The sequence below is a fragment of the Christiangramia sp. LLG6405-1 genome, assembly GCF_045055805.1.
Classification (GTDB): Bacteria; Bacteroidota; Bacteroidia; order Flavobacteriales; family Flavobacteriaceae; genus Christiangramia.
This window is the reverse complement of the sequence record NZ_CP159330.1, coordinates 2,272,781-2,291,721: the sequence shown is the minus strand read 5'-3', so window position 1 is coordinate 2,291,721 and position 18,941 is coordinate 2,272,781. Positions and strand designations below refer to the sequence as shown.

Annotated in this window: 20 protein-coding genes and 1 other RNA gene; 10 read left to right on the top strand and 11 right to left on the bottom strand. The window is 38.3% G+C overall.

Features of this window, described 5'->3' with window-relative positions; genetic code table 11:
* Nucleotides 1-285: 285 nt before the first annotated feature.
* Both ABVM50_RS10510 and ABVM50_RS10505 read right to left on the bottom strand, forming a co-directional pair.
* Complete coding sequence (locus tag ABVM50_RS10510) at nt 286-795, bottom strand: porin family protein (RefSeq protein ID WP_405198530.1); 510 nt, start codon at nt 793-795, stop codon at nt 286-288.
* 153 nt (nt 796-948) lie between these two features.
* Complete coding sequence (locus ABVM50_RS10505) at nt 949-1,554, bottom strand: porin family protein (protein WP_405198529.1); 606 nt, start codon at nt 1,552-1,554, stop codon at nt 949-951.
* A 110-nt stretch (nt 1,555-1,664) separates the two neighbouring features.
* On the opposite strand from ABVM50_RS10505, the gene xerD reads away from it, so the two are divergent.
* The gene (xerD, locus tag ABVM50_RS10500) at nt 1,665-2,561 is read left to right on the top strand and encodes a site-specific tyrosine recombinase XerD (RefSeq protein WP_405198528.1); all 897 of its coding nucleotides are present in this window, start codon (nt 1,665-1,667) and stop codon (nt 2,559-2,561) included.
* A gap of 77 nt (nt 2,562-2,638) precedes the next feature.
* Complete coding sequence (locus ABVM50_RS10495) at nt 2,639-3,586, top strand: aldo/keto reductase (protein WP_405198527.1); 948 nt, start codon at nt 2,639-2,641, stop codon at nt 3,584-3,586.
* 64 nt (nt 3,587-3,650) lie between these two features.
* Here the strand turns inward: ABVM50_RS10495 and rny are convergent, their stop codons facing one another.
* The 4 genes from rny to ABVM50_RS10475 all read right to left on the bottom strand — a co-directional run bounded on the left by rny (nt 3,651) and on the right by ABVM50_RS10475 (nt 6,026).
* Nucleotides 3,651-5,213 carry a ribonuclease Y gene (gene rny / locus ABVM50_RS10490; protein ID WP_405198526.1) on the bottom strand — a complete coding sequence of 521 codons (1,563 nt, stop codon included), beginning with the start codon at nt 5,211-5,213 and terminating at the stop codon, nt 3,651-3,653.
* A 52-nt stretch (nt 5,214-5,265) separates the two neighbouring features.
* Nucleotides 5,266-5,384, bottom strand: a non-coding RNA gene (ssrS, locus tag ABVM50_RS10485) — 6S RNA.
* 51 nt (nt 5,385-5,435) lie between these two features.
* Nucleotides 5,436-5,729: a cell division protein ZapA gene (locus tag ABVM50_RS10480; RefSeq protein WP_405198525.1), complete on the bottom strand. Its 294-nt coding sequence runs from the start codon at nt 5,727-5,729 to the stop codon at nt 5,436-5,438.
* A 6-nt stretch (nt 5,730-5,735) separates the two neighbouring features.
* The gene (locus ABVM50_RS10475) at nt 5,736-6,026 is read right to left on the bottom strand and encodes a hypothetical protein (RefSeq protein ID WP_405198524.1); all 291 of its coding nucleotides are present in this window, start codon (nt 6,024-6,026) and stop codon (nt 5,736-5,738) included.
* A gap of 185 nt (nt 6,027-6,211) precedes the next feature.
* Here ABVM50_RS10475 and ABVM50_RS10470 point away from each other — a divergent pair, with 185 nt between their 5' ends.
* On the top strand, nt 6,212-7,900 hold the full coding sequence (locus ABVM50_RS10470; RefSeq protein ID WP_405198523.1) for a M23 family metallopeptidase: 1,689 nt from the start codon (nt 6,212-6,214) through the stop codon (nt 7,898-7,900).
* A 68-nt stretch (nt 7,901-7,968) separates the two neighbouring features.
* Here ABVM50_RS10470 and ABVM50_RS10465 read toward each other — a convergent pair whose 3' ends face one another.
* The gene (locus tag ABVM50_RS10465) at nt 7,969-9,117 is read right to left on the bottom strand and encodes a cysteine desulfurase family protein (RefSeq protein WP_405198522.1); all 1,149 of its coding nucleotides are present in this window, start codon (nt 9,115-9,117) and stop codon (nt 7,969-7,971) included.
* An 87-nt stretch (nt 9,118-9,204) separates the two neighbouring features.
* Between ABVM50_RS10465 and ABVM50_RS10460 the strand changes: the two genes are divergently transcribed.
* Nucleotides 9,205-10,233, top strand: a complete 1,029-nt coding sequence (locus ABVM50_RS10460) for a hypothetical protein (protein ID WP_405198521.1) — start codon at nt 9,205-9,207, stop codon at nt 10,231-10,233.
* Here the strand turns inward: ABVM50_RS10460 and ABVM50_RS10455 are convergent.
* Together ABVM50_RS10455 and ABVM50_RS10450 are read right to left on the bottom strand one after the other, a co-directional pair.
* The gene (locus ABVM50_RS10455) at nt 10,230-10,778 is read right to left on the bottom strand and encodes a Smr/MutS family protein (protein ID WP_405198520.1); all 549 of its coding nucleotides are present in this window, start codon (nt 10,776-10,778) and stop codon (nt 10,230-10,232) included. The two genes, ABVM50_RS10460 and ABVM50_RS10455, sit on opposite strands and share 4 nt — an antisense overlap.
* On the bottom strand, nt 10,775-10,975 hold the full coding sequence (locus tag ABVM50_RS10450; RefSeq protein ID WP_405198519.1) for a hypothetical protein: 201 nt from the start codon (nt 10,973-10,975) through the stop codon (nt 10,775-10,777). The genes ABVM50_RS10455 and ABVM50_RS10450 overlap by 4 nt, the downstream gene beginning before the upstream one ends.
* A gap of 77 nt (nt 10,976-11,052) precedes the next feature.
* On the opposite strand from ABVM50_RS10450, the gene ABVM50_RS10445 reads away from it, so the two are divergent.
* The 3 genes from ABVM50_RS10445 to ABVM50_RS10435 are packed head-to-tail and all read left to right on the top strand — an operon-like array spanning nt 11,053 to nt 13,516.
* On the top strand, nt 11,053-12,882 hold the full coding sequence (locus tag ABVM50_RS10445; protein ID WP_405198518.1) for a T9SS type A sorting domain-containing protein: 1,830 nt from the start codon (nt 11,053-11,055) through the stop codon (nt 12,880-12,882).
* The gene (locus ABVM50_RS10440) at nt 12,879-13,172 is read left to right on the top strand and encodes a DUF2752 domain-containing protein (protein WP_405198517.1); all 294 of its coding nucleotides are present in this window, start codon (nt 12,879-12,881) and stop codon (nt 13,170-13,172) included. The genes ABVM50_RS10445 and ABVM50_RS10440 overlap by 4 nt, the downstream gene beginning before the upstream one ends.
* Nucleotides 13,173-13,189: 17 nt before the next feature.
* Nucleotides 13,190-13,516 carry a CCC motif membrane protein gene (locus ABVM50_RS10435; protein ID WP_405198516.1) on the top strand — a complete coding sequence of 109 codons (327 nt, stop codon included), beginning with the start codon at nt 13,190-13,192 and terminating at the stop codon, nt 13,514-13,516.
* A gap of 64 nt (nt 13,517-13,580) precedes the next feature.
* On the opposite strand, the gene rocD is transcribed toward ABVM50_RS10435, so the two are convergent.
* A complete protein-coding gene (rocD, locus tag ABVM50_RS10430; RefSeq protein ID WP_405198515.1) occupies nt 13,581-14,864 on the bottom strand; it encodes an ornithine--oxo-acid transaminase in 1,284 nt (427 codons plus the stop codon).
* Between the two features lie 174 nt (nt 14,865-15,038).
* On the opposite strand from rocD, the gene rlmD reads away from it, so the two are divergent.
* Genes rlmD through ABVM50_RS10415 form a run of 3 tightly spaced genes read left to right on the top strand, consistent with a single transcriptional unit; the run spans nt 15,039 to nt 17,702 of the window.
* Entirely contained in the window at nt 15,039-16,448 is a 1,410-nt protein-coding gene (gene rlmD / locus ABVM50_RS10425; RefSeq protein WP_405198514.1) for a 23S rRNA (uracil(1939)-C(5))-methyltransferase RlmD, read from the top strand.
* Between the two features lie 5 nt (nt 16,449-16,453).
* On the top strand, nt 16,454-17,017 hold the full coding sequence (locus tag ABVM50_RS10420) for a DUF6452 family protein (RefSeq protein WP_405198513.1): 564 nt from the start codon (nt 16,454-16,456) through the stop codon (nt 17,015-17,017).
* Nucleotides 16,998-17,702: a DUF6048 family protein gene (locus ABVM50_RS10415; protein WP_405198512.1), complete on the top strand. Its 705-nt coding sequence runs from the start codon at nt 16,998-17,000 to the stop codon at nt 17,700-17,702. Before ABVM50_RS10420 ends, ABVM50_RS10415 begins: the two co-directional genes overlap by 20 nt.
* Here the strand turns inward: ABVM50_RS10415 and ABVM50_RS10410 are convergent.
* Nucleotides 17,699-18,856 (bottom strand): class I SAM-dependent RNA methyltransferase, encoded by a 1,158-nt coding sequence (locus ABVM50_RS10410; RefSeq protein WP_405198511.1) that lies wholly within the window; start codon nt 18,854-18,856, stop codon nt 17,699-17,701. The two genes, ABVM50_RS10415 and ABVM50_RS10410, sit on opposite strands and share 4 nt — an antisense overlap.
* Nucleotides 18,857-18,941 lie beyond the last annotated feature (85 nt).

The following is an 18,941-nucleotide window of genomic DNA, read 5'->3' as shown; positions in this document are numbered from 1 at the left end:
CGCTTTAAAATTTAAATTTTTCAGTGTATTAGAATTTGTAGCCTATCATCATTAGTTCATCATTTAAATTCCAAAAGTAGTTTCCTGGGCGAAAGATGACAAAGAAAGGATTGCAAAACCTGCAATCAAAATGATTTTTTTAAACATTAGATAATAATTTAAATAGGTTAGATGTAAGGTATAGCAAGGAAAACGAAGCTTACTATAAATTAATATTAGCTAACATTTATAATTAAAAAAACCGAAGAGAATCTCTTCGTTTTCAAGGCTTTAGGAAAGAAGAATCTAAAACTTATAGCCTACTCCAACGGTGAACGTATTCAAATTCAGTTTAAAGTCATCATCTATTTCCCTTACCCTATCTGCGAATCGGTTTGTGAGTTCAAGCGCATATTTAGCTTCAACGAAAAAATTCTCATTGATCTCATAACCTACACCAAAACTTGCATCCACACCTATTGTGTTTGTGTATTCACCTGGATCATCTTCAAGGTTCAATGTTGCTTGTGGCCCGGCCTGAAGGAAAACTCCGGAGCTCGCGATATGGTATTGCGCCATTACGGGAATAAATAAAAGATTGGTCTCTTCCACTCTACCATAATTTACTCCGGGAACAAGATGCCATGATTCGTTAAGTTCGAAGTCGGCTAAAACTCCGACATAAAAACCAGATCCGTCATCAGAAAAGCTTACAGTTTCTTCGCTTACTTTGAACTCGGCATTTAAATACCCTGCGGTAAGACCAAAAGTTGATTCCTGCGCAAAGGAAGATAATGACAGCATGGTGAATGCCATCGCACACATAATTGTTTTTAAGATTACTTGATTGAATTTGTAGTTAGACCGCCAAAACTAATAATATTATATACTTGTAGAAATTTTCCTTCAAATTTTTTGACATAAAAAAAGCGGACAACGTCCGCTTTATAATACTGATTTGTCAATAGACTAGAACTGGTATCCAATACCTGCCTGCCAAACTGAATTGTGAGCATCAGATCCATCAAATACTTCGGTAAAACCGTAAGTATATCTACCCTGTATAAAGAATCCGCTATTAAGCTTGTACTCCAAACCTGCAGCTGCTCCAATTTCGAAATCCTTTACCTGATCTTCAAGCTCGATATCGCCACCGTTCTCTGTTGGAGAATAATCGATTTCTTCATTCACATTGAAGTTAAAAGAAGGACCAGCCTGAACACTCAATCCATCAGTTACGTATACTTTGGCAAGTACAGGTACCTGGATATAATCTAATTGGTATTCAATGTTGTCGTCAATATCGAAAATGTTATCCTCATCGATTGAAGCAAAATCGTATCCCTGTGCAGAATATAATACCTCCGGCTGAATAGATAGTCTGTTTGCTACAGGAATTTCAGCAAGAACACCAACATTAAAAGCTGTTCTATGACTTGGATCTTTAAAGTAATCTCCAGTTACAGTAGAAAAGTTTACACCACCCTTCACACCAAAACTCCAACTTTCCTGTGCGAACGAATTAGATACAAATCCCATCAACGCAACGGCTACTAATAAAACTGTTTTTTTCATCATTATTAATTTTTATTTCCGCCAAAAGTAGGATACAACCTGTTAACAAAAAGTTATGCAAGCATAAAGTATTATTAAGACTGATGCCCCGTAATTACTATCTTTAACACATGAAATGGGAGCATGCCTTAAAGGATTATACCAACTACCTTAAGCTTGAACGTGGATTATCAGATAATTCCATTTCCAACTACCAATTGGACGTAAGAAAACTTCAGAAGTTTCTTAATGTTAATGTAATTGGAGTAGGTCCCGATCAAATTTCCGAAGAGATCATTCAAAAGTTCATTTATGATGTTTCTTCAAACCTTAATGCGCGATCTCAATCTAGATTAATTTCCGGTTTGCGAAGCTTTTTTGATTACCTGGTCTTTGAAAACTACCGGGAACAAAATCCTATGGAACTTATTGAATCTCCAAAGACAGGACGAAAACTTCCCGATATTATATCTACGGAAGAAGTTGATAGAATTATACGGGCGATAGATCTTGGTAAAGCTGAAGGCGAAAGAAATCGCGCCATTATCGAAACCTTATACGGTTGTGGATTGCGTGTTTCTGAACTTACCGAACTCAAAATGTCTGATCTGTTCTTCGATGAAGGCTTCATTAAAATAACCGGTAAAGGAAATAAACAGCGTTTTGTTCCTATTTCAGAATACACCATAAAATATATCACTCTGTATAAGGATGAAGTTCGTCCACATCAGGCAATAAAAGACGAATACAGCGATACGCTTTTCCTGAATCGTAGAGGAAGACAATTAACGCGAGCTATGATTTTCACGATAGTTAGAAAACTTACCAAGGAAGCCGGTATTAGCAAAAATGTGAGTCCGCATACCTTTCGCCATTCCTTTGCAACCCATCTACTGGAAAATGGGGCCGATCTAAGAGCCATTCAGCAAATGTTAGGACATGAGAGCATTACAACTACTGAAGTCTATGTACATGTAGACAGATCGCATTTAAGGGAAGTCATGGAAAGCTTCCATCCCCGTCGCTAGATATTAAAGTTCTGCTAAACCAATTTCAGGACTTTTCGCTCGCTCTATAAATCCTTAACTTCATAAAAAATTGAATTATGAAGACTTTAAAATTTAAGAATGGAGACCATATGGATGCCATAGGTCTTGGAACCTGGAAATCTGAAAAAGGTGAAGTAGCGAACGCCGTAAAAGTCGCCCTGAACAATGGGTATAAACATATTGATTGTGCCGCCACTTACGGTAACGAAGCTGAAGTTGGTGAGGCATTTGCTGAAGTTTTTGGCAAAGGTGATATCAAACGTGAAGATGTATGGGTTACTTCTAAATTATGGAACAACGCTCATAAAAAGGAAGATGTCATTCCAGCTCTAAAACAGACTTTAAAAGATTTACAGCTGGAGTATCTTGATCTTTACCTTATTCACTGGCCGGTAGCTTTTAAACCTGATGTATCATTTCCTGAAAAGGCAGAAGATTTTCTATCTCTGGAGGAAGTACCACTTATTGAGACCTGGACGGAAATGGTAAAAGCTAAAGAGCAAGGCCTGGTAAAGCATATTGGAGTTTCCAATTTTAGTATTGAAAAACTGGAGGAACTTATGAACGATACAGACCACGCACCTGAAATGAATCAGGTTGAACTTCATCCTTATTTGCAACAGTATAAGCTATTGGAATTCTGTAGTAAAAATGGGATTAATGTGACAGGTTATTCTCCGCTAGGTAGTGGTGATCGTAGCGATGAAATGAAAGCTGATGACGAACCTTCTCTGCTTGAAAATCCTGTAATTAATAAAATTGCGAAGAAACACGGAGCGTCAGCCGGACAGATCTTGATCAAATGGAGCGAGCAAAGAGGCACTGCTGTGATTCCAAAGTCCACTAATGAAGGTAGGATCAAGGAAAATCTACAAAGTGCCGGTTTCCAACTCGATGAAGATGATTTGAAACAGATCGCAGATCTTGATGATCACTTTAGATATGTTACGGGGAAATTCTTCGAGATGGAAGGAAACTCGTATGAGAACATCTATAATGATTAAGAGTACAGAACAAAAAAAAGGCCGTTCGAAAGAACGGCCTTTTTTTTATATATGCTTTCAACGTTTATTTTGCAACATTGACTGCTCTTGTTTCCCGGATCACGGTGATCTTCACCTGTCCTGGATAAGTCATATCTGTCTGTATCTTCTGGGAGATCTCGAAAGATAAGTTCGCAGCTTTATCATCAGAAACCTTTTCGCTTTCAACGATCACTCGAAGTTCACGCCCAGCCTGGATCGCATAAGCTTTCTTCACTCCGCCAAAACCAAAGGCTATCTCCTCAAGGTCCTTTAAACGCTGAATATAAGAATCAAGCACCTGTCTTCTTGCTCCTGGTCTGGCACCACTAATGGCATCACAAACCTGAACGATTGGTGATAATAGTGAATTCATTTCGATCTCGTCGTGGTGAGCTCCAATAGCATTACATACTTCCGACTTTTCACCATGCTTCTCTGCCCATTGCATACCAAGAATCGCGTGAGGCACTTCGGTTTCCGTTTCCGGAACTTTACCTATATCATGCAGTAATCCCGCTCTCTTAGCTAATTTTGGATTTAAACCAAGTTCTGAAGCCATTACTCCACAAAGTTTGGCAACTTCTCTAGAGTGTTGCAGCAGGTTCTGTCCATAAGAAGAACGATATTTCATTCTTCCTACCATTTTGATCAATTCTGGCTGTAAACCGTGAATACCAAGATCGATCACAGTTCTTTTACCTATGTCAATTATTTCTTCTTCGATCTGTTTGCGTGTTTTCTTAACTACTTCTTCAATACGTGCCGGGTGAATTCTACCATCGGTCACTAATTTGTGAAGAGATAATCTCGCAACTTCTCTACGAACAGAATCGAAACAGCTTAGAATGATTGCCTCTGGAGTATCATCAACGATGATCTCAACTCCTGTTGCTGCTTCCAGAGCTCTAATATTCCGACCCTCACGACCAATAATTCGACCTTTCACGTCGTCACTTTCAAGGTTGAATACTGAAACGCAATTATCAATAGCTTCTTCAGTTCCAATTCGCTGGATGGTGTTGATAATAATCTTCTTCGCTTCCTGCTGCGCAGTTAGTTTAGCTTCTTCAACCGTATCCTGGATCAATGACATCGCATCTGCCTTTGCAGTATCCTTCAGTGATTCTATAAGTTGTGCTTTAGCATCTTCCGCAGAAAGTCCGGAGATAACCTCCAGTTGCTGCACTTTGCTATTATGAAGTTTATCGATCTCTTCCTGGCGCTTATCTAAATAATCTACACGATGATTATAATCTGCAAGTTTACCTTCAAGATCTTTGTTTAGCTTTTTATTCTTGCTTAGCTCATTAGAAACATGAGACTCTTTATCCTTAATCCTTTTCTCTGCATCACCAATCTTCTTATCCCTGGATAAGATCACTTTTTCATGCTCAGACTTTAATTCAATAAACTTTTCTTTCGCCTGAAGAATTTTATCTTTTTTAATGCTCTCCCCTTCTGCTTTGGCTTCCTTCACGATGGAATTTGCCTCTTTCTTAGCACTGGCGATCGTATTAGAAGCCTGTTTCTTTTCAAGCATTTTTGCAATCGCAAAGCCTAACGCGAGGCCCACAACTGCTGCAACAATTATTATCAGTATTTCCATTTATATTGAATTAGATGTAAAAAAAAAGCCTGTATTAGCTGTGTTTTGGATTAAACTCCTTAAAATCAAGTTTAGGGCTAACAAGCTGATCAAGAATCCGCTCTCCCGGTAAAGGGACACGGCACGCTTTTACAACATAGACTTACCCTCTTTAAAGAATTCGTGTTGAGTTTATCAAAAAAGCACTAATACAGGCAGTAACCTTTATTATATTTTATGAACTTATGAGCTTAAATGTTCATGTAACAGATCGTTAAGTTCCTTCAACTTATCTTCTGCTTCAATCATTTCACTCGACTTATCTATATTCTTCTGCTCTGTTTGAGCCGCAAATTGTAAAGCACACATGGCTAATACATCCTGCTTATCACGCACAGCATAATTCTGCTCAAACTGTTTGATCATCGCTTCGATCTTTTTCGCTGCCTTACGTAAACCTTCCTCCTGGCTGGGCTGAATGGTTAACGGATACACGCGGTCTGCGATCGATATTTTAATTTTCAGTTTATCTTCCATCCTAATTTATTCAGATAACTGAACGATGCACTGATCGATTTCCCGAATCAGGCTATTTATTTTGAGCTTCGTTTCTGTCTTATGTTCGGTACTGCCAAGCATCGCGTTCGCAGCTTTTAGAGTTTGAATCTGATCCCTGGAAAGTTGTAAATCTCCCTCCAGCTTCTCATACTCAGATCTTACAGAAATTAATTCCTCTTGTAAAGATTCATTGGACTGCCTCACAGATTCATATCTATGAAGGAGGTTACTGATCTTATTCTCCAGGTTATCAACTATTTCTGTCATATCACTCATAATCGCTAAAACCGATGTGAACCCTTACAAAGTTAACATACGCTTTGAAATATCCCAATACTTTTTCAGGTGATTTAAAATAATAATGAACAATGTTAGTAATTCTCTGTAGGCAAGCCATTTAATATTGATAGAACTTTAATTAACTTTACAGCTGCTTTGAAAATGAAAAAGTCCCCAGATCTATGAAGAAAGCCTTATTATTCCTGTTATCCTTAATCTGTATTCAGGTTCACTCCCAAAAAGAATTACCTCAGGATTATTTTGAAAATCCGCTTAATGTCCCCATCGTTCTGGCTGGAACCTTTGGTGAATTAAGGTCTAATCATTTCCATAGCGGACTCGATATTAAGACCCAGCAGCGTGAAGGTCTTGAAGTAAATGCTGCTGCGGAAGGATATATTAGCCGAATCAATATTCAGCATTATGGCTACGGAAAGGCTCTTTACATCCAGCATCCAAATGGTTACACTACAGTGTACGGACATCTTCAGAAGTTATCTCCAAAGCTGAAGGATTATCTGCGGAATCAGCAATATGCTAAGGAATCTTACGAAATAGAACTTTTCCCTGAACCTGGAGAACTTAAAGTTGAAAAAGGAGAGTTGATCGCCTATAGCGGAAATACAGGTGGTAGCGGAGGCCCGCATCTCCATTTCGAAATCAGGGATGGAAGCCAGCGCCCCATGAATGCTCAATTATTTGGTCTGGATGTTGCCGACTCAAAACCTCCTATGATTCAAGGAATTTTTGCCTACCCTCTTGGAGAAGATGCACATGTAAATAATTCTCAAAACCGACAAAAATTAAAATTAATTCCTCAAAATGACGGAACATTTGCAGTTCCTGAAGTTGAAGCTTGTGGTGAAATAGGTTTTGGTATTACCACTGTAGATCAGCAAGATGGTGCTTACAATCAAAATGGTGTTTTTAAAATAGAATCAAACCTGAACGGAGAAGAAGTTTTCGAAATAAACTTTGAAAAATTTTCTTTTGCTGAAACCAGGCATCTTAATCAATTGATCGATTACGAATATTACGCCACCAATAGAAGTAGAATACAACGCCTTTATAAAACCCCAAGTAATCCTTTAAGTATCTATGGAAATATGCAGAACGAGGGATTGCTTAATATTAAAGATAGTCTCGATTATCAATATATTATAAGAGTAACAGATCTTAAAGGCAATGAAAAGCTTATCCGCATTCCAATTAAAGGACAGATTAGTGATAAGATCGTTAAAAGAGAAAAATTGGAAACGGAATACCTAGCCTCTAGTGAAAGTGGGTTATCTGCAAAAGGAGGAAAAATGGATGTATATATTCCTGGTGGTAGTTTATATAATGACACCTTTCTTGACATCAACTTCAGTGATGATGTTGTAACGGTACATCGCGATGAAATACCTTTACATAAAAACTTCACCATAGGTTTTGATGTAAGTGATCTTTCCGAAGAAGATAAAGCGAAAACATTTATTGCACGTGTTTCAAATAACGGCAGATTGAACTACTCGACAACGTATAAAAAAGGAAATCGCTTTACCACAGGCACCAGAACATTTGGTAATTATCGATTAGCGCAGGATACGAATGCCCCGAGCGTAAGACCAGTTAATTTCTACGATGGTCAATGGATCTCTGGCAATGAAAGCTTAAAGGTTAAAATAACGGATGATCTTTCAGGAATTCAGGATTTCAGAGCAACGGTAAATGGAAAGTTCATTTTGATGGAATATGAGTACAAAAACAATACACTCACACATCACTTTTCAGATGATGTAGTGACCGAAACTGAGAATGATCTAAAGATCATCGTAAATGATAATGTAGGCAATACGACGACTTATACTGCGAAGTTCTTCAGAAAATAAACCAGGTATATAAAACAGAAAAAGCCCGAATCGATGATCCGGGCTTTTTTATATTATTATACTGTAGTTTAGCTTTCTATAAAATCTTTTAAAGTAGCTACTACGTAGTCAATTTCTTCTTTAGTATTGTATCGGGAAAATGAAAAACGCAAGGATGGTTTTTTCAAATCCTCTTCAGAACAAAATGCATTTAACACGTGACTACCCGTGTCACTACCGCTCTGGCAGGCACTTCCTTTAGAACAGGCAATCCCTTTTAAATCCAGCTGAAATAAAAGCATTAAAGCCTTCTCCTGGGTTACAGGCAGACAAACGTTCAATAAAGTATATGTACTTTGAGTATGATCTTCACAGGCACCATTGAAACTTACACCAGGAATCTCCTGCTTCAGTTTATCTATAAAATGTTGTTTTAGACCTTTTACATAAGCCTGTTCTTTGTCCAGATCCTGATAGGCAAGTTTTAAAGCCTCTTCCAGACCCACAATATTGTGCACACCTTCAGTTCCTGCACGGTGACCTCGCTCCTGCTCCCCACCAAAAATTAACGGTTTCAAACCAGAGTTGCGACGCACATAAGCAAAGCCAACACCTTTTGGTCCATGAAATTTATGAGCACTTACCGCGGTAAAGTCGACAGGGATTTCTTCGAAATCAAGCTTAAAGTGACCCACAGATTGTACGGTATCTGAATGAAAAAGTGCGTTATAAGATTTTACCAAATTCGCGGTTTTCTTAAGATCCAGCATATTACCAATCTCATTATTCACGTGCATCAGGCTTACCAGTGTCTTGGAATCTGAAGATTTTAATCGCTCCTCAAGATCTTTAAGATCCACATGACCTTTGGAATCCAGGGAAACATATTCTACCTCGATATCAAAACAGTCCTGAAGTTGATTAACAGTATAAAGTACCGCGTGATGCTCGATTTTGGAAGTAATGATCCTTCGAACACCCAGATCCCTTACGGCAGAATTCAAAGCAAGATTATCTGCTTCAGTCCCTCCGGAAGTAAATACGATCTCAGATGCTTTTACATTAAGAATCTTAGCAACAGATTTTCTGGCCTGCTCGATCAGGGTTTTGGAAGATCTTCCGAAGCTATGTGTGGAAGATGGATTTCCATAGTTTTCTTTTAAAACGCTGGTCATTTTATCGACCACTTCATCCCGAATCTGGGTGGTAGCTGCAGAATCAAAATAGACATTTTTCATGGCCGCAAAATTAATGGAAATAAAATAACTTCCTACATCTCTTCCTCATATCTTTGATTCCTGTATTTTTGTTTAAAAAGCAACAGAATGAAACGTTTTTTGATCGCGATTGCGCTGCTAGGCCTGCTTACTTCCTGTGATGATGGAGATATCATTGTAACCGACTTTGATTTTGAGGACAGTACACTTCAGTTTTGTGAAGGCCCGAATAAGTTTGTGATCTATGCTACTAATAATGATGATGTAAACGAATCGATCTCTCTGGAATTCAATGATAGCGATATTACTACCGATGATTCTGGAAATTTTATTACCAATACTTCTGAAAACATCACCTTCTCTCTAAATAGTTCAAATAGGGTAGTTTACCGTATATATAATGGACAGATTAATGGTAGCACCTATTTTTGCCAGGTTGTTCCTCCAAGTGAACCAGTTCCAACGGCAGAATATGTGAGTGGCTCTGATGGAACTGTGACTATCGCTACCAGGTTTACAGACGAAACCGGTGATGCAGATCCAGATGACGATGGTCTCTCTAATTTAGAGGAAGGTTGGAATGAAGAACCACAACGAGATACTGACGGTGATGGAATCCCAGATTACCTGGACCGCGATGATGACGGTGATAATGTTGTTACGCGCGTAGAACGTTTAGTAAATGAAGATTCCATATTGGATGATAATGGAGAAGTTGATTTAGACGGAGATGGTATACCAAATTATCTGGATGATGATGATGATGGAGATGGTGTTCTAACAAGATTGGAAGTAAGCGAGAACGATGGACTAACGAATCCAGAATTATTTAGTAGTACCGGGGATGGTGTTCCAAATTATCTGAATGATCAGCAAACTGAATTCATCCAGCATAATGAATATATTCCACACAATATCACAAGGAATTATGGCTATATTGTAACATTGCGTAATTTTAGCCTGACCAGAACCGATGATGGATCTGGAGAAACAATTAGCTATAGTTCTTATCAATTAGGCTCCCTGAATGAGACAAATATTCCATTCGAATTGTGTCCTAATACGGTTGAGAATTGTGATGATGAAGAAGAGGAAACAGAAGAAACAGAAGAAACTGATGAAGAAACTTCTAATTAAGCATTCTGAAAGACATATACTTCGGTAGCGCCAAGACCATATTTCTGATAATCTGCATCATAAAATTTCACGTTGGAGTATCTTCCTAAGAGATATTCCAGTTCCATCTTAAGAACACCTTCGCCTTTGCCGTGTATAAATACGATTTTCGGAATACGCTTTTCAATGGCAAATTCCAGTTTATGACGGGCATGATCCAACTGTAAATTCAGCATTTCATGGTTAGACATATGTCGGCTGGATCTTACCAACTGATGAATGTGTAAATCTACTTCCATAGGAGGAGCATTTCGCTCCTTTGGTTTGATTCGTTCTGATCTTCTTGGCTTATCAGGAGTTTTTTGCCTGATCACCTGCTCCATATCAAAATCTGATACATCTTCAATGGCAAGTGAATCCTCAATCTTTACCAGTTCCTGCGCCTCAAAGTTCATTAAGAATCCGTCTTCAGTCTTTATAGTAATCCTTTCATTCTGAACATCATGAACTACACCAGCAAGGGCATCATCGATCACCTCTACTCTATCTCCTTTTTTCAGCATCATTTATCACTTTCATTTTGCCCTTCGTGGTCATCTTTAGTCGCAACCCAGTAATTAGTCGCACGATAAAGCCCAAGCATAATAATGATTAGACCTATTATTTTAAAGTACGGACTTACATCATCAACAGATATGGCATAAAGAAGCAGCGCACCACCAAGAAAGATAAGTATCGTATTTAGAACCTGAGAATTATTCATTTTCAAACAATTAAATCATATTACAGAATTCGGCGAATTCGATTTATGATTACATTTATTGCAAATTTATAGCTTTCGTGAAGCACACCTTGCTTTTTCTGCTGATTTTTAGTGCGGGCTCTGTATTTGCACAATTATCTATCACATCTTCTGCGGAAGCAGAACACTACGTCTATGTCCAAAACAGGCTGCTTTACGTAGAGAAGGAAATTTCTATAGATCAGAAAGATCCCGGATCGAAAGCAGGCGTATACCTTCGTAACAATGCCGGACTGCTGCAGGGTGAAAGCGATTCTAATAAGAATACAGGGACTGGAAAACTTTCAGTTTACCAACGTGGCAGATCTTCAGCTTTCGATTATAATTACTGGAGTTTACCTGTAGCCGTTAGAAGTACAGAGCAAAGTTTAGTCGATTATATATTCGCACCAATAGATGAATTAAACTCCGATAAAGCATCTCTTATTCCAGATCTTAACGGTACATCCAATCCACTGCAAATATCGAATAGATGGCTTTATGCATTCTCCGGAACCGGTTATTCAAACTGGCAGTACCTGGGAAATCAATTCGATCTTCTGCCAGGCGAGGGTTTCAGCATGAAAGGGGTGAATGGTATTAATCTCGGTATGATTAAATCTGAAGCAATTAATCCCGGAAATGCCCAGCTCTACGATTTTAGAGGCATCCCAAATAATGGTCTAATTGAAATACCTATAAAAAAAGACCAGATTCTGCTTATTGGAAATCCTTATCCCTCATTGTTTGATCTGGATCGATTTTTACTTGAAAATAAAGCTACTACAGGAATTGCTTATTTCTGGGATTCCAAAGCTGAAGTTAATTCTCATTATCTTTCAGATTATGTAGGAGGCTATGGCACATATTCACCTGGTTTAAGACAATACGCACCACCAATTTTCAGAAATGAATCTGGTGCAGAGCTTTTTCGAGGAGCAGAAGTCAATAGGAGTCCGTCGCCAATTGGCCAGGGATTTATGGTTATTGGAAAGCAGGATGGAATATTACGCTTCACAAACAGTCACAGAATCTATAAGGGTGATGATCAAATCCCGATCTTCAAGACTTCGCAGGAGCAAGAGAGCACTACTCTGACTTTAAAAGTTACCTTCAACTCTTCACATGAAAAAAATCTGATACTTGGCTTTGATGAAAGGTCTACAGATCAGGTTGATCATGGTATGGATGCTAAAAGTATGGAGCAGAAATCCAACGACATTTTCTGGGACCTTAACGATATTAACTACGTCATTAATGTTCAGCCGAAAATAGATGAGAAACTGATCCCGCTACTACCTCAACTGAAGGAGAATACAGAAGTGGAATTTAGCATTTCAGATTTGAAAAATTTTGATCCAGACAGAGTATTTATATATGATGCCGAACAGAATTTGTATTTCGGAATTCGTTCTGGTAGTTTAAGCTTAAGCCTCCCAGCAGGACAATACAAGGACAGGTTCTACCTCAGTTTTATTGAAAAATTACCTGAACAAGCAGAAAACACTGAGAAGCCTGATGAATCCGAAAGTAATGAAGAGCAGCAAAATACAGAAGAAGAAAGTCCTGAAGTAGGTAACACTCAGAATCCAGAGACAGAAGACTTAAAAGTATTCGACTCCAAACCACCACGCGTTCTTCTTAATTCCATAGAAATATTTCAAAATAACAAACTGGAGCAACTTGAAATAAAACTATTTTACAACAGCTGGATCACACAGGTAAGCATTTATGATCTGCAGGGAAAGCAGGTATATCAGCAAGTTCTGCAAAACAGGGAAAAAGAATTTTTATATCCTACCGGGAATTTGAGTAATGCTATTTATATTGTGAAGGTAAAAACTCATGATCAAATAGAGATCAGCAAAAAAATAAGAATCAGAAATTGAGTTCGATAGAAGAATACATGCTGCCCTGCCTGAACAAAAGCGTCTTTGGTATTGATTGTACCGGATGCGGAGCTCAGCGTTCTATAGCTTTGTTGCTTCAAGGTAATTTCGAAGGTGCATTTCACATGTATCCAGCCATCTATAGCATCATTCTATTACTAGTTTTTGTCATCTTTAATCTGTTTTTTAAATTCCGGCATGACCATACTATTAAAATTGGTCTTATAATTTTTAACGGGGTCATCATCGCCGGAGCTTACCTGTACAAAATGTTTTATATATTTAATTAACCAATAACTAACTACCAATGGAACAAAGAGAATTACCAAATTCAACCCTAATCCTCGTCTTCGGAATTTTATCAATCGTAGGTTGCTGCTGCTACGGAATTGCGGGAATCATCTTCGGAATTATCGCATTAGTGATGTCTAGGCGTGCAATGGAAATTTATAATACCGATCCTCACCTATATACGGGGTATAACAACGTAAAGACTGGGAAAATCCTGGCAATTATAGGTCTTGTACTTAGTGGTATTTCTATTGTAATTACCATTGTAAGTTTAATTGTCTTTGGTGGAATGGAAGGTGTAGAAGAGATGCAAAGAGAAATTTTAAGAGAATATGGAGGATAATATCCTGTTAAGATAAAATAAAAAAACCCGCTAAATAGCGGGTTTTTTATTGATTGAAATGCAATTACTTTTCGAATTGCTTAAGAGTTTTGACAATGATATTGACACAATCTCTTAATTGTTCTTCATTCATCACTAACGGCGGAGCAAAACGAATTATATTACCGTGCGTTGGTTTAGCCAGTAAACCATTTTCCTTAAGTGCCATACAAATATCCCAGGCAGTTGTACTATCTGGAGAATCGTTGATAACAATAGCGTTTAGCAGTCCGCGTCCTCTTACAAGCTCCACTATATTACTTTCTTTGATATAATCATCCAGCAGTTGTCTGAACAAATTACCTAGCTTTCTAGCATTCTGAATAAGATTCTCATCTTTAACCACATCCAGAGCTGCAACAGCCACGGCAGCGGCAACCGGGTTACCTCCAAATGTAGAACCATGCTGTCCAGGCTTGATAACTTCCATCACTGCATCATCTGCAAGTACTGCAGATACCGGGTAATTCCCACCAGAAAGTGCTTTACCTAATATAAGAATATCAGGTTTGCTATAAGTTTCTTCCTGTCTTTCACAGTGATTTTCACAGGTACAGTGACCACAAACAGCCAATAAACCACCAGTTCTGGCAATCCCTGTTTGTATCTCATCTGCCATGAATAATACGTTATTCTTGTTACAGATCTCTTTCACTCTTCTCATGTAGTCATCTGTAGGAGTATAAACACCTGCTTCTCCCTGGATTGGTTCAATAAGGAAACCAGCGATATTCGGATTATTTTCTATCGCCTCTTCCAATGCATCTACATCATCATAATTGATCTTAATGAAACCTGGTGTATAAGGACCAAAGTTCTTTCGAGCTCCCTCATCATTCGAAAAAGAAATGATTGTAGTGGTTCTTCCGTGGAAATTATTTTCAGCAACGATAATCTGGGCTTCTGTTTCTTTCACGCCTTTTTTCTCATAAGCCCACTTACGAGCAATCTTGATAGCCGTTTCCACTGCCTCTGCACCAGTGTTCATTGGTAAGATCTTATCGAAACCGAAATATTCTGTAGCATACTTTTCGTAAGCTCCAAGAACATCATTATGAAAAGCTCTTGAAGTAAGAGCTAGTTTCGAGGCTTGTTCATACATTGCACCAACGATCTTTGGATGACAATGCCCTTGATTTACTGCGGAATAAGCCGATAGAAAATCATAATATTTTTTGCCTTCAACATCCCAGACATGAACACCCTCTCCCTTACTTAATACTGCAGGTAATGGATGGTAATTATGGGCTCCATGTTGATCTTCCAGTTGTATCGCTTCATCTGAAGAATTGACTTTAGGTAATGGCATGTTAGTTCTTAATTTTTTGAATTAGTGTTTGGTTATTCCTACTTTTTCGCTTGAATTAGCGCTATTTGGAGAGAAATCATCCTGTAAATTGGTATTGCTGCAAATTACTAAATGTTTGCTGAAAATTTCAACTGGCCTCTCTTTAAATCTTGTTAATTATCCTATTTTTGCGCTATGGCAAGAAGAAACAAGAACAAGTTATTTACCGAAATTGAAGTGGTAGATGCCGGAGCCAAAGGTAAGGCAATTGGTAAATCTCCAGATGGAAGAGTGATCTTTATAGACAATGCCGTTCCTGGCGATGTTGCAGATATTCAAACCACCAGAAAAAGAAAATCATATTACCAGGGAACTGCAGTTGAGTTCCATAAACTTTCAGATAAAAGAACAGAACCTGTTTGCCAGCATTTTGGAACCTGCGGAGGTTGCAAATGGCAGAATATGGAGTATAAGTTTCAGCTTGAATACAAACAGAATGAGGTGGTAAATAATCTTCAACGCCTTGGTAAAATTGAATTGCCTGAGGTAACTCCAATTCTTGGAAGCGATGAGATCTATTTTTACCGGAATAAAATGGAGTTCTCTTTCAGTGATAGTAGATGGCTCACCATAGATGAAATTCAAAGCGGTGAAAATATTGAAGACCGAAATGCCCTTGGATTCCATATTCCGGGAATGTGGGATAAAATACTTGACATCAAAAAATGTCATTTACAGGCTGATCCAAGTAATGCCATTCGAAATTTCACCAGAGATTTCGCTACTAAGAATGAAATCACTTTCTTTAATACAAGAAACCAGGAAGGTTTATTGCGTACCCTTATGATTAGAACCACTTCCACCGGTGAGATCATGGTACTTATTCAATTCTATGCAGAAGATAAAGTAAAGAGAGAACTACTCTTGAATGCTTTAAGTACCGAATTTCCTGAGATCACTTCACTACAATATGTGATCAACAATAAAGGAAATGACACTATCTACGATCAGGAAGTGATCTGTTTTAAAGGTCGCGACCATATTTTTGAGGAAATGGAAGGTCTTAAATTCAAGATCAATGCTAAATCTTTTTACCAGACTAATTCTGAACAGGCTTACAATCTTTACAAGATCACACGGGAATATGCAGATCTTAAAGGTGACGAACTGGTGTATGATCTTTATACTGGGACCGGTACCATCGCCCAATTCGTAGCTAAAAATGCAAAAAAAGTAATTGGTGTAGAAGCTGTTCCTGAAGCGATCAAAGATGCACGGGAAAATGCTGAACGCAACAATATTGAAAATACAGAGTTCTATGTGGGAGATATGCGTAAAGTTTTTACTGAAAGCTTTATCGCACAACATGGTAAACCTGATGTGATCATTACAGATCCACCACGTGATGGAATGCACAAAGATGTTGTAGCCCAGATATTGGGGATAATGCCTGAAAAAATTGTGTATGTTAGCTGTAATTCTGCTACACAGGCCAGAGATCTTTCTTTAATGGATGAACATTATAAGGTTACCAAAACAAGAGCTGTGGATATGTTCCCGCAAACTCACCACGTGGAAAATGTTGTCCTTCTGGAAAAACGATAAAAATAATGAACACTAGGTTTTTACTTTTTGGCTTACTCTCTATGGTTTTTCTAGCCGGATGCCAGAGAGATGATATTTGCCCGGAGTCGGCAGATATTACTCCGTTTCTGATCCTTCGATTTTATGATATTGAAGATCAGCAGTTAGCCAAAGCACCTCAGAATTTAAGTATTCGTGAGGTTGGAGATGATACCACTTTTGTGAGTATTCGATCTAATAGCAGCACCCTAACCTATTTTAGATATTCACAGGATAGTATTGCGATCCCATTGCGAACAGATTCTGGTGAAACGAACCTTGAGTTTATATTAAATACTGCGGAAATTCCTGAAGAAGGAGAAGATCCTGATGAACAGGAAGACGGGGAAAATGCGCAAAACATAGATATTCTACGTTTTTCCTATACAGTCCAGGAGAAATATTTAAATCGCGCCTGCGCCTACAAAGCTAATTACGTTGGGCTGAAGGTGAATTTAGAAGGTGGTGAAGAATCCTGGATACAAAACATACAGATTCTGGAAACTAATATTGACGATCAAAATAATGCCCATGTTTCGATATTTTTCTAGCTTCATTCTAATATTTTGCACGTCCCTCCTTTCAAGCGCTCAGGAACAATCCAGCACAAAGGATACCGTAAATTATAATGAGAAGTACGGGATTCGGGTTGGAGTCGATATTAGTAAACCCATAAGAAGTGTCTTTGATGATAATTATAGCGGGATTGAATTAGTTGGAGACTATCGTTTCTATGACAATTTTTATGTTGCTGCAGAACTTGGAAACGAGAAGATAACTTTTGAAGGGGATAATATTCAAACCCTATCCAATGGAAGTTATATAAAGCTGGGTGGAGACTACAATGCCTACGAGAATTGGCTGGATATGCAAAATGTGATTTTTGTAGGTGTTCGTTATGGTTTCGCCACCTTTTCACAAACACTGGAAGAATATACTATTTATACATCGACAGACTATTATGGTGTAAATACTAATACTGAGGAAATTGAATCTACCGGACTTACAGCCAGCTGGGCTGAAGTTATGGTAGGTATAAAGGTAGAGATTATTAATAATCTATACTTATCTGCAAACGTTCAGCTAAAGAGAAGAATTAGTCAGAGTGAACCAAATAATCTGGACAATCTTGCGATTCCCGGTTTTGGGAGAACTTATGATGCCAGCGAGTTTGGAGCAGGTTTTGGCTACTCCATCAGTTACATGATCCCATTCTACAAGAAAGCGAGGAACTAGTCCTCCTGCTTACTCTTCTTCTTCGAACCTTCGTAAAGAACATATTTCAGAAGACGTCCTTCAAGAGGTCCGTTATATAATTTTATCTTTCTGGAAGCTCTTAGCCCAACACTTTTAATCGCATCAAAATTGGTAGCAATAAACCAGGCATGGGTGCCAGGATATCCCTGTTTTAAGGTGTCCCCTATTTTTCCGTAGAAATCTTCAATATCGATCTCAAGTCGCTCACCGTACGGTGGATTGAAAAGCATATGAAGATAACCCTCATTTTGCTTTACACTTTCGAAAAAGCTTTTCTGCTCAATTTCAACAAAATCGCCCAGATTGGCGTTGATTACGTTATCCTTAGCTTTCATTACTGCGGAAGGAGCTTTATCATAACCTCTGATCTTGAAATGGAAATCACGCACTTTTTTCATTGCTGAAGCTTCAATCTTTTCATAAAGATCTTCATCCCAATCATTCCATTTTTCGAATGCAAATTCCTTCCGGTTTAGGTTTGGCGGAATATTACACGCGATCATAGCTGCCTCGATTGGGATTGTTCCACTACCGCACATTGGATCCAGAAAATCACATTGTCCATCCCATCCAGACATTAACAGCATTCCCGCGGCAAGCACCTCATTGATAGGCGCAATATTGGTTGCAGTTCTATAACCGCGTTTGTGAAGACTATCTCCGGAACTGTCAAAAGATACATTACAGAAATTATTCTCAATATGGATGTTAATTCGTAAATCTGGAAAATCAAGATCCACATCTGGTCTTTTACCAAATTTCTCCCTGAATCTGTCTACGATTGCATCCTTGGATTTTAAAGCTACATATTGTGAATGCGTGAAAATATCAGAATGCACAGCAGAGTCTATAGCAAGACTACCTTCCACATCTATGAATTTTTCCCAAGGTAATTTTTTAATATTATCGTATAACTCCTTTTCAGAATTTGCGGTGAAGCTCTCGTATGGCTTCAAAACTTTAATAGCGGTACGAAGACATAAATTAGCTTTGTACATAAAGCCTTTATCGCCAACAAAACTCACCATTCGATTACCCTCCTTGATATCCATTGCACCAAGGTCCAAAAGTTCTTTTGCCAATATCGATTCGAAGCCAAACAAAGTCTTGGCAATCATTCTGTAGTTATCCATAGTACTGCTTTAAAGAACCACAAAAATAAAGTAATTTTGTCCCATACGATAATATTTACAGGATACTTCAGTCTAAACCGCAGTT